The organism is Gilliamella sp. BG2 (assembly GCF_046635645.1).
Lineage (GTDB): Bacteria > Pseudomonadota > Gammaproteobacteria > Enterobacterales > Orbaceae > Gilliamella > Gilliamella bombi.
On the sequence record NZ_JBIDFF010000036.1, the window covers coordinates 1 to 10,999 of the forward strand.

At 36.1% G+C, this 10,999-nt stretch carries 8 protein-coding genes and 1 pseudogene; 6 read left to right on the plus strand and 3 right to left on the minus strand.

The window, feature by feature from the left end; all coding sequences use genetic code 11:
• Window positions 1-331: 331 nt before the first annotated feature.
• On the minus strand, window positions 332-1,588 hold the full coding sequence (locus tag ACGH6Q_RS11050) for a type VI immunity family protein (protein WP_411592827.1): 1,257 nt from the start codon (window positions 1,586-1,588) through the stop codon (window positions 332-334).
• A 45-nt stretch (window positions 1,589-1,633) separates the two neighbouring features.
• Window positions 1,634-1,891: a hypothetical protein gene (locus ACGH6Q_RS11055; RefSeq protein ID WP_411592828.1), complete on the minus strand. Its 258-nt coding sequence runs from the start codon at window positions 1,889-1,891 to the stop codon at window positions 1,634-1,636.
• 46 nt (window positions 1,892-1,937) lie between these two features.
• On the opposite strand from ACGH6Q_RS11055, the pseudogene ACGH6Q_RS11060 reads away from it, so the two are divergent.
• Window positions 1,938-2,768 (plus strand): annotated as a pseudogene (locus ACGH6Q_RS11060) (DDE-type integrase/transposase/recombinase).
• Window positions 2,769-2,808: 40 nt separating this feature from the next.
• Window positions 2,809-3,309: a GNAT family N-acetyltransferase gene (locus ACGH6Q_RS11065; protein ID WP_411592829.1), complete on the plus strand. Its 501-nt coding sequence runs from the start codon at window positions 2,809-2,811 to the stop codon at window positions 3,307-3,309.
• A gap of 467 nt (window positions 3,310-3,776) precedes the next feature.
• Here the strand turns inward: ACGH6Q_RS11065 and ACGH6Q_RS11070 are convergent, their stop codons facing one another.
• Window positions 3,777-5,126 (minus strand): MFS transporter, encoded by a 1,350-nt coding sequence (locus tag ACGH6Q_RS11070; protein ID WP_065589464.1) that lies wholly within the window; start codon window positions 5,124-5,126, stop codon window positions 3,777-3,779.
• A 233-nt stretch (window positions 5,127-5,359) separates the two neighbouring features.
• Between ACGH6Q_RS11070 and ACGH6Q_RS11075 the strand changes: the two genes are divergently transcribed.
• The 4 genes from ACGH6Q_RS11075 to ACGH6Q_RS11090 all read left to right on the plus strand — a co-directional run bounded on the left by ACGH6Q_RS11075 (window position 5,360) and on the right by ACGH6Q_RS11090 (window position 10,232).
• Complete coding sequence (locus ACGH6Q_RS11075) at window positions 5,360-5,923, plus strand: DNA-3-methyladenine glycosylase I (protein ID WP_411592830.1); 564 nt, start codon at window positions 5,360-5,362, stop codon at window positions 5,921-5,923.
• A gap of 12 nt (window positions 5,924-5,935) precedes the next feature.
• A complete protein-coding gene (locus tag ACGH6Q_RS11080) occupies window positions 5,936-6,559 on the plus strand; it encodes a YdcF family protein (RefSeq protein ID WP_065589466.1) in 624 nt (207 codons plus the stop codon).
• A 100-nt stretch (window positions 6,560-6,659) separates the two neighbouring features.
• Window positions 6,660-8,021 (plus strand): tRNA uridine-5-carboxymethylaminomethyl(34) synthesis GTPase MnmE, encoded by a 1,362-nt coding sequence (gene mnmE, locus ACGH6Q_RS11085; protein WP_296317207.1) that lies wholly within the window; start codon window positions 6,660-6,662, stop codon window positions 8,019-8,021.
• Window positions 8,022-8,594: 573 nt separating this feature from the next.
• Window positions 8,595-10,232, plus strand: a complete 1,638-nt coding sequence (locus ACGH6Q_RS11090) for a hypothetical protein (protein WP_411592831.1) — start codon at window positions 8,595-8,597, stop codon at window positions 10,230-10,232.
• Window positions 10,233-10,999: the final 767 nt, after the last annotated feature.

Below are 10,999 nucleotides of genomic sequence, written 5' to 3' on the forward strand. Positions count from 1 at the left end.
ATCACTGGCATTTATGTTAATGTGGCTGCCAATGTATTGTTGAGTAATTTATGTACAGCAAAGATCAACAGCCCCTAATCAATATATAAAGATATTCTGTAGAAAGAAAATCTTTCACTATCAAATGTTATCTGATTTAGAATTAATTTTAAATAACGGCTACCTTTATTATTTACATTGCTTTCTTTTTATTGCTAACCTCTATTCGCTTTTTTGCCAAGTACGTTGGCTCATAGTAAAAAGATATCATATATTCATCTAATAATTACTATTACTTATCTTTCATTAGATAGTTTATAACGTAAGGTAGATATCGCTTAACGCTATTTGTTTAATTTTTAATATAAACGCTGCCACCGTCATCCCGACGTAATAATGTCCATGTAATATCGGTATAGGTTTGCTTTGTATCACTATCAATAAACGGCGTCACTTTATCTCCGTTGATTAATTCACGGTACTCAATTTTGCCGTTAATGGTTGCAGAATAAAGCCCAGTATGGGGGCAAAGTTCACCTGTTTTAATACGAATGGGCACAGCTAACCCCGTTTGGTCGGGTGTTTGCTCTATTTGTTCATCTGTTTTCGGTAAGCCGGTTGCAGTGACATCATCAAAGCGGCATTGCCACTCTTTTGATGTGCGATTATTAAAGCGAATTTCCCCATTGATTGAGCCAAAACCCAATGAGGCAATTTCAGGCGCTCGCGCTGGTTTTAATAGCGCGTTAACGTTGACATAGTGCTTAGGGTAAGGGTTACGGCTTACATCGCCCAGTTCAGGAACTTCGCCAGCCCGAACAACAACCCCACCCTTGTACGGGTAAAAGGTAATGGCTTCGTCTTGATTGCGTTGTTTTAATTCATCAAGGCTACCTAATTTATCGGTAACTAGCTGATCACTAAGGATAGTGAGCCAGTTAATGCATTTAAAGCCGTCTCTTAAATGTTCATCTGCTTCATCGTTTGAAATATCAAGCCCTAAGTATTTATGCGCTAATTCATATTCTAAATATTGATAATCATAATACTCATGGCTATGTTGAATACCTAATCCAAAAAAGCCATGCATAGGCTGTAAAATTTCGCTGATTTGACCTATTAACTCCACAAGTGAGTCCACACCAAAACTTTTAAGCTCATTAATTGGTAAATAAAATTGAACATAGCTTATCGATTTATGTACCTTTTCATACCATCCAGCCATTGAAAAAGTTTTAATTAAATATTCAGGGGTGAACTCCAAATTATCAACATTACTCCAATAAAAATTTAATGTATCTAAAGCATATTCGTTAATCAATTCCAGTTTCTGCGCTAAACTAAAATCTTGATAAAAATATAATTTATTTGGATTGGCATTAAAAAAACCATGTTTAAGTTTATCGCCCCAATGCTTATCATAAAGCGCTAACACTTGACCGATAGCTTGGCGTTTTTCGGGTTTATAGGCTTTATCTAAGTAAAAACAGCCAACTAACCCCATTTTTATTGCATCTTCAATATTATCAGGATCTAAATAGTGACCATAGGTAAACTTATTATAATTTTGCTGATATTCGTCTAATAATTGCTGTAATTTATCTTTCATCATTTATCCTATTAATTTAGACTAGCTTAACTGCCTATAGTTATATTAATCTGTTGTTGGTTCATCGCCAGGCGTAAAATAGTAGTAAAACTGTTGTCGATAAGGGTAGTAGTGAATTAATCTTTCATTTTTGCTCACCCTTACTCTGTCCCTACTCTGTTTTGTTGAAGTTGAATCATCTTCAAATAGAAGAAGACTCTCTAACTTATTAAAATGATATTTCTGTTGATAGCGATAGTCAATTTCAATCAGGCGATCATCTTCGTACTTTAGCCTTTTGATCCTCGCCAAAAAAGTGGACAAAAGTCACCTCTATGATATAAACAAAAATCATAGGATGACAAATATCATGGTCAAAAAATTTAGTATCGAATTCAAACAACAATCAGTGGATTATGCGTTATCTAATGCACACCTTTCTATCAGCGAACTTGCCAACCATCTAGGTGTGGGTAAATCAACCCTAGATAAATGGATTAGGCAACTTTCCCCGAATAAAACTAGCCGTCGAGAGTTAACCGCTGAGCAACAGCGGATAATGGCGTTAGAAAAAGAGATTAAAGAACTGAAAATGGCTAATGATTTACTAAAAAAGGCGCATGTGTACTTCATTAACAATCCAAATCGATGAAGTACGCTTATATGAAAAATCATTTAATCTGCTATCCCATTACTAGGATATGCTCATTACTTGGTGTCAGTTCATCGGGTTATTATGCTTGGTTAAAAAGAGCAAACAAATCAGCTAAACTCAGCGAGTATATCCAAAAACAGTAGTCGCTACATAGACCGCCATTTAGTGTGTAATACATTAAAACAAGCTTTATTTCGGCGTCACTTTCCTAAAAATGCACTCATTCATAGTGACCAAGGAAGCCAATATTGCAGTGCTGATTTCAAGCAATTATTGTTACAATATGGGCTAAGGCAAAGCATGAGTCGAAGAGGCAACTGCTTTGATAATGCGGTTGTTGAGAGTTTTTTTCATACACTCAAAACCCATATTATTCATGACTGTTACTACAAAACGAGGAAACTGGCTAATAAAGCACTATTTGAATATATTGAAATCTATTATAATCGGATACGCCGTCATTCAGCCAATGGCTAGGTATCACTTGAACAATATGAACAACAATATTACCAAAACGAAAAAATGATAGAGGTGGGCACTGTCTAATATTTTGGCGAGGATCATACACCAAATAGAGCAAATCATAATGAAAAAAGGAAACAAATTGGGTAATGCTGCATCTAAAATCGAAGTAAAACCATACTCTTCACTCTATGCCTCTGAAATATGCGATTTGTTTTATTCGTCTATTCATGCTATTGATACCGATATTTACAGCAAAGCACAGCAAGAAGCATGGTGCTCAACACCACCAGATTATCAGAAGTGGTTAGAACGTTTAAATAACACTCAGCCTTGGATGGCTATCTTTGGCTCAAGCCTTGCGGGGTTTGTTGAACTTGGAGATGATGGTTACATAGACTGTCTGTATGTGCATCCTGACTTTCAAAAGCGTGGCATAGCTAGAAAACTCTATGACCATGTGCTTGACTTGGCCCACCAGAAAAAGCTTACACAATTAAGTGTAGATGCTTCAAAAGTGGCCATGCCAATTTTCAAAAAATGGGGTTTTAAAATAAAGCGGGCTAACAAAATATCCAGAGAAAATCAGGTACTGATAAATTACCATATGTATAAACAACTTTGATTTTTATTGAGACCTTTGTACAGTAAAGCTTCACTCAAACTAAATTTTTAACCGCGCTTTTTTGAGGCATTTGGGCTTATATTTAGATCTAAATACCTCTAGATAAGTTACTATTTATTGCCATTTCCCTGTTTTAGGCACTACTTTCCTGCTGTACAGATAACCCTCGTTTGATATCAAAGTTCAATAAGCTTCCTGAAAGATGAGCTTGGATTAGTTCTGTCAATGGAGTTTCAAATTAAACCGTATTTACGAAACCAAAGAATAAGTAGAAAACTTTATGAATAGAGGTGGGCACTGTCTAATATTTTGGCGAGGATCAGTTCTTGGCATGATGAATCGAGTTATGGTTGTTTTTTTGCAGAATTATTATAACTCACATCATGCCGTCTAAAAAATAATCACGAAAGATCAACACGCCCTAATATTTTTATAATTAATGTTTTTATTATTTAGGCTTTTATCGATTAATGATTTGCATCACTTTGCCAGCCATTTTTAGCTAAAGGAAAGAAACCGACCCCAACCGCAATTAACGCTACAAAAGAGATGTAAATACCAGCACCAAGATAACTATATTGACCTAATAAATGTTCAGGGCTTAATAGATAAATGGTTAATGTTGGTGTAAATGCACTAAATAGCGCATAGGCTAAATTATACGAAAATGACAAACCCGAATAACGAATCGCAGGAGGGAAAGCTCTTGTACCAACTATTGCTGTCATTGCAACAGAACCAATAAATAGCCCAAATACAGCCCAAAGCGAATAAAGTTTAGTTAAGGACATATCTGGCGACAAAGAGCTATAAAATACAATGCTCATAATAGCAAGTCCGCCCCAGTTAATTAGCATAGTTTTGGTTGTACCTATTTTATCTTCTAGCCAACCAAAAATAACGCAACCGATAGTCAAAGTTAGTGCAGCAATACAACCACCAATACGCCAATCAAGATTAGCAAAATGGTACATGCCACCAACAATACGACCCGGTGTAATCAAAATACCCACCATAATTGCCGTCGACAACGACCAAGTCAAAAGAGCCACAATTAGGCAAGCTGTTTTATGTTTTTGAAGCACGGTAACGACAGGAATATTCTTTTCAATTGCTTTGCGTGCCGCTAACTCTTTAAAGATAGGTGTTTCAGATAAAAATCGACGTAAATAAACCGAAATAACGCCAAAAATACCACCAATAATAAACGGAATACGCCAAGCATAATCTAAAATATTTACGGTGGTAAAACAAAGATCAATAATGATAGTCACAATAAAGCCAAGTAAAATACCGCCAGTAATACCTGAAGTTAACGTACCGATACCTAAACCATAACGTTGCTTTGGCACATGCTCAGCAATGAACACCCAAGCTCCTGGCATTTCACCACCGATTGCGGCACCTTGAAGCATACGCATTACTAATAATAACAGAGGTGCAAAAATACCAATCACTTCATAAGTTGGTAAAACACCAATGATAAATGTAGGTAATGCCATCATAGCCACGCTTAAGGTAAACATTCGCTTACGTCCCACTTTATCACCAAAGTGCGCCATAATAATGCCACCAACAGGACGAACCAAATAACCAGCAGCAAAAATACCCCATGCAAATAAATCTAACGTTAATGGCGATAAAAAATGCGGTAAAAATAGTGGTTTTACAATGGTATCGATGTAAAGCGCATAAATAACAAAATCATAAAATTCTAATGTACCACCCAAAGAGGACAAAACTAACGTTTTAAAATCCTGTCGATTTAATGGTCGAGCACTAGGCTGCCATTCCGCGTTGATTACAGACTGACTCATGGAAAAACCTTATTATTAAATTAAGTTAAAAAATAAAAAATCTATCTTTTATTGATTTAAGTTAAAAACGTGAGATTCATTCTGCCACAAAAAAAAGGCTTTTTTTTCATCATAAAAAAATTTAATGTATGTAACAAAACTACTTATTTGATTTATAATTCAATTAATCGAAGCTTAAAAAATATAAATCACGATAAAGCATAATCAATAATGGATAAATTGGATAAAATTTGATGACAAATAGCAACAAAGTACGCTGTAGTTGGGTTTTGGATGACCCAATATACATTCATTACCACGATAACGAATGGGGCAACCCCCAATATGATAGCCTTAAACTATTTGAAAAAATTTGCCTTGAAGGGCAACAAGCGGGATTATCGTGGATCACTGTTCTAAAAAAACGAGATGAATATCGACGTTGCTTTTTTAATTTTGACCCACACAAAATTATTCAGCTAACGCCTGAAGATATTGAACATCTTTTAAAAAATAAAGGACTAATTCGTAATTGTTTAAAGCTAAATAGCATTGTAAAAAATGCTCATGCTTATTTAAACATGCAAAAAAATGGTGAAGATTTCTCGCCATTTATCTGGTCGTTTGTTGATAATAAACCAATTATTAACCATTTTAATGATAAAAGCGAAGTTCCCGTAAGTACTGATATATCAGAAAAAATGTCAAAAGCGCTAAAAAACAAAGGTTTTACATTTGTTGGTTCTACCATCTGTTATGCTTTTATGCAGTCCATGGGATTAATTAACGATCATTTTGAAAATTGTTATAAAAAATAAAGGAAAAAATGGATGATAACAAAATCAATAAAGTATGGTATAGCCTTAATATTAGCCTATTTCATTATTGCTAACATTGCGATTTATATATCTTCGTTGCAAAAACCAATAAAAAATGCCGATACCTTGGTCGTATTGGGAGCCCAAGTGATTAACACACCAGCCATAGCTTCTTCAACCTTAGCCGAGCGTTTAAATATTGCCATAAATTATTTACAAAATAACCCACAAACCAAAGTTGTTGTTTGTGGCGGACAGGGCAAAAACGAATCTGCAACTGAAGCTAGTGTAATGGCTCAATATTTAATTGAAAAAGGGATCGATGCTAATCGAATTTATCAGGAAGACAAATCAACCCGAACAGCCCAACAATTTATTTATGCAAATCGTATATTACCTTTAGGCAAAACGGTTGTGGTAACCAATGATTTTCATTTATTGAGATCGCTAATGCTTGCTAAACGTTCAGGAATTAACGAAGTATCAGGCTTAGCCGCGCCATTAGATTTGACTAAAAGAGATAAATATATCGCATTAATAAGAGAACCCCTAGCACTAGCAAATTCTTGGTTATTCGACCATCCAAGCGATAGTACCCCCCCTGAAAACCAATTACCCAGTCAACCATCTAACTAGAATTATTGGCGCATCACGGCAAAAGCACGGGTAACTACTGTTTTTGCCGTGCGTCCATGATATCATTAACTATTAAAATTTAAATCAGTTACAGATAAATATGAAATCAGACACAATTGTTGCACAAGCAACACCACCAGGTCGTGGTGGCGTAGGTATATTGCGCATTTCTGGACCCCAAGCCCAAGCCGTGGCTCAGGCAGTATTAGGGCAAATACCCAAACCAAGGTATGCGCATTATCTTCCTTTTTTAGCTACTGATGGTTCAATTTTAGATGAAGGTATTGCGCTGTTTTTCCCAAATCCACACTCTTTTACAGGCGAAGATGTACTTGAATTACAAGGGCACGGTGGTCCAGTTATTTTGGATCTACTTTTAAAGCGTATATTAGAACTTCCTAACATCCGCATTGCAAAGCCGGGAGAGTTTTCAGAGCGTGCATTTTTAAATGACAAGCTAGATCTGGCTCAAGCCGAAGCTATTGCTGATTTGATTGATGCTAGCTCAGAACAAGCGGCAAAATCGGCAATATCATCTTTGCAAGGAGTATTTTCTAAAAAAGTGAATGCCTTGGTTGAATCCTTAATTCATTTACGCATATTTACCGAGGCAGCAATCGACTTTCCTGAAGAAGAAATTGACTTTTTATCTGACGGCAAAATAGAAGCACAGCTTAACCAAGTCATAACTCGTTTAAGCGAAGTTCGCCAAGAAGCTAAACAAGGAACACTGTTACGAGAAGGCATGAAAGTAGTCATAGCAGGGCGTCCTAATGCAGGAAAATCAAGCTTACTTAATGCGTTAGCTGGGCGTGAAGCTGCCATTGTGACCGATATCGCAGGCACCACGCGTGATGTACTGCGTGAACATATCCATATTGATGGCATGCCACTACACATTATTGATACCGCAGGTTTACGAGAAGCTAGTGACGAAGTGGAACGAATTGGTATAGAACGTGCTTGGCAAGAAATTGAGCAAGCTGATCGTGTATTATTTATGGTTGACAGCACAACCACAACAGAAACCAACCCAGAAAAGCTATGGCCTGAATTTATTGAACGCTTACCTAAAAATATGCCAGTAACCGTAATTCGTAATAAAGCCGATTTAACAGGCGAAAAGCTAGGATATAGCGAAGTAAACGGCTACTCACTCATTCAACTTTCGGCACGAACAGGCGAAGGCGTTACCTTATTGCGCGAACACCTAAAACAGGCCATGGGCTTTACTAGCAGCACTGAAGGTGGATTCTTAGCCCGACGCCGCCACCTTCAAGCACTTGAAAAGGCAGCCGAGCACTTAAATAATGGTAAACACCAACTAGTCACCTTCCATGCTGGTGAATTGCTTGCGGAAGAGCTAAGATTAGCGCAAGAATCCTTAAGCGAAATCACAGGAGAATTTACTTCTGATGATTTATTAGGCCGTATATTCAGTTCGTTTTGTATTGGTAAATAGGTCAAACATTAATTCTACGCTAAATAGAGTCTATAAAGCAGAACATTGCCTAGTTGTTGGTACATTCCAATATCAAAATGTGCTGACAACTAAGAAAATCAGCATCTCAAGTAAGAATTTTTTATTATGAACAAATTAAAGCTAGCATGTAATATTTAAATGCATTCAAATAGGCTTTAAACAAAATATAAAATTTCCAAAGATACTTTATAGCGAATTAATTTCAATAAAACAAAAAATTAAATAAAATCAACATCCTACCTGAGCGATTTTAGAGTAAGAAACACGCTTTTGGCACCTCAATGTTAATAAGCCTGCCTTATCAGAGCGCCAAAATATACCGATAACAAAGTAAAGCTAGCACGTCAAACTGGGCTGTTGGGCGTGTTTGTGTTTTAGATGTTATCAGCAATATTAATCATTCTGCTCATCTCTACATTTCTTTACAAAAAAATTGCTAAAAAACTAGCTAGTTTTTTTTTAATAGTTATAATTCTATCTATTATGGAAGATAAGCTTATTTAATGAATAAATAAGTATAAATATAAAGAATTATTTAATGGATGGATCGTAATGCAGTATTATTTTAGACTTCAGCACTGGAAGGCTTATGTCTTAAATCTTTTTAACCATTTAAATCTTAAAAAATTCTTAAAATTTTTTATTTTATCAAATAAATCTGTCGATTCATTTGTATTTGTTTCACGATTAAAATTTATCCTCAAATTTCCAATTCCGTTGTCTTTGCTATTGATGTCGCTATTACCATATTCATTTAGCTTACAGGCATTAATGGTAAGTACATCTAAGGTCATTCATGGTAGTGCGCCGTACTTTACGTTTGAAGGAGGACGAATAAAAGCAACAACGACTGACACGTTATTAGCTATTGAGTTGCCTGATGGTAGTACCATCAGACCATCAACTAATTTATCGAGTCCGACAAATCCGATAACCTTAATTAATGGAAGTGCTTTTAATGATATACACATGGCGGTGCCACAGGGGACAAATTCAATTAGTTTAAATGATTTAATTACTCGAGGTAATTGGGGAGATGATGATGGCGATGGTGATGACAAAGTTACGGCAACGGGAAGTTTGTCGGTTTATTTTGCTGACAAAGATGGTAATGCTGTTAATCGTAGCGATACACTAGATATTTGTAAAGCGCCTTATAAAATAATATTAAGTAGCACAGAAGGTAGTTTAACAACTCAGTATGGAGTGCCAAATAGAAGTGCTTTTGATGATAGTACAGTGCTATATTACATCAAACCGAATTCATCTGGCAGTTGTTACTTTGTGCGATACGTAAGACCAAATCTAAGATATGGTAGTATTACTGATGGTTGGGGGATGGACTTCGCAGGTCCACCTAACATATGGGATTCTAAAGAAGGTTTTCTTGTTCAGGCAACTAATTCATCCGATTATGGACTTAATTTTCCAACTACGGGCTTAGATGGTTTATATTTTGATTTAGGTATTGAAGGTGGAGATGCAAGTCAGTTGACTTGGCATGTTGAGACGAAAGGGGATATAAAAGCGACGGTAAGTTGGAGGAGACCAATCCAATTAAGTGACAGTGATATTTGGATTCCTGAGAGATATCAGGAAGATTATTATGTTACGCGGGTAACATTAAATGGTCCTAGTGCAAGTCCTAGTCAGCTAGATTCAGATTCTCCTAGCCGACTGAAAGTCCCATCTTTACCACAGACATTTGAGTTGGTGGGAACAGATAGCCTTGGTAATGAGGTGAAGTATGGATTTGTGTTAAAGCAGTGGTTCGTTAGTCGTGGTTTGGACTATTATCATATGTTTGGTTTTGTAAAACAATCAACATGGTGTGATAGTTTGGGTTATAAAATGTCACGGATAAGCGATTTAACCAATGCGAAATGCGGTATTTCGTGGCCGATGATGCCGTTTCCATGCGATGCAGATGGTGCTAAACCTTCTTCAGCAGGTAATTTTTATCAACGACGAATTGGTGCTGGATTTTTTACTGAATGGGGTCGTGTGGGCGATTACGGCGAAAAACCTTCCGCCTTGCAATATTTATGGACGAGTGACTTCTATGCGGTTACGGCTGAAGGCATGGTTATGGATTTTATGGGTATGGGTAAAGATTTTATTGCTGGTCTTATTGCTGATGGTCAGGATATGTTCCAATTTCCTGTTATTTGCGCCACACCTTATGAATAGGGTATGGGCGTTTATGGTGTAAATAGAGGTAATATAACCAAGCATGCAGCCTGTGAGTTAGTTGGGACGCTGAACAAGCAATGACTTTTAGCCTAGAGCTTTTATTATTAAACACGGTTATTAAACCACTGTTATTAAATAACAAAAGCGCTTTTATTAAAAAGCCAAATTCAATGTAATAAAAAACTATCCTATAAACGGTTGATTTTATTTAAAAATGCAAATAAAAACTTCAATAAAATCAATAGTCTACCTGAACTTTTTTAGAGCAAAACACACTTATAGCACCACAATGCTAATATGCCTGCCTTATCACAGCATCAAAATATACCAATAACGAAGTAAAGCTAGCACGCCAAACTGAGTTGTTGGGCGTGTTTGTGTTTTAGATGTTATCAGCAATAATAATCATTCCACCAAAGGTTAAAATGCCTGAAATCTGACATCATATTTTAATTAAAAAATTCACCTACTTTTATAACTGAATCATTTCTATCTTTATGTTTCTTTAAATTTATTTACATTTCTTTACAAAAAAGTCCGCCAAAAAACTAGCCAACTATTTTTTAAACGGCTATACTCTTATTGCTATAGGAAAATAAGCGAATAATTATAAAAAATCGAAATAAAACAAAATATTACTTGACACGAGGAACGTAATGCAGTATCATTTTTGGCACAAAGCACAAAGCACAAAGCACAAAGCACAAAGCACAAAGCACAAAGCACAAAGCACAAAGCACAAAGCACAAAGCACAAAGAGCAAA

Excerpts from the sequence above, each read along its gene's own strand:
- ACGH6Q_RS11050 (WP_411592827.1), bottom strand. The coding sequence starts at position 1,588 with ATGAAAGATAAATTACAGCAATTATTAGACGAATATCAGCAAAATTAT.
- ACGH6Q_RS11065 (WP_411592829.1), top strand. The coding sequence starts at position 2,809 with ATGAAAAAAGGAAACAAATTGGGTAATGCTGCATCTAAAATCGAAGTA.
- ACGH6Q_RS11070 (WP_065589464.1), bottom strand. The coding sequence starts at position 5,126 with ATGAGTCAGTCTGTAATCAACGCGGAATGGCAGCCTAGTGCTCGACCA.
- ACGH6Q_RS11075 (WP_411592830.1), top strand. The coding sequence starts at position 5,360 with ATGACAAATAGCAACAAAGTACGCTGTAGTTGGGTTTTGGATGACCCA.
- ACGH6Q_RS11080 (WP_065589466.1), top strand. The coding sequence starts at position 5,936 with ATGATAACAAAATCAATAAAGTATGGTATAGCCTTAATATTAGCCTAT.
- mnmE (WP_296317207.1), top strand. The coding sequence starts at position 6,660 with ATGAAATCAGACACAATTGTTGCACAAGCAACACCACCAGGTCGTGGT.
- ACGH6Q_RS11090 (WP_411592831.1), top strand. The coding sequence starts at position 8,595 with ATGCAGTATTATTTTAGACTTCAGCACTGGAAGGCTTATGTCTTAAAT.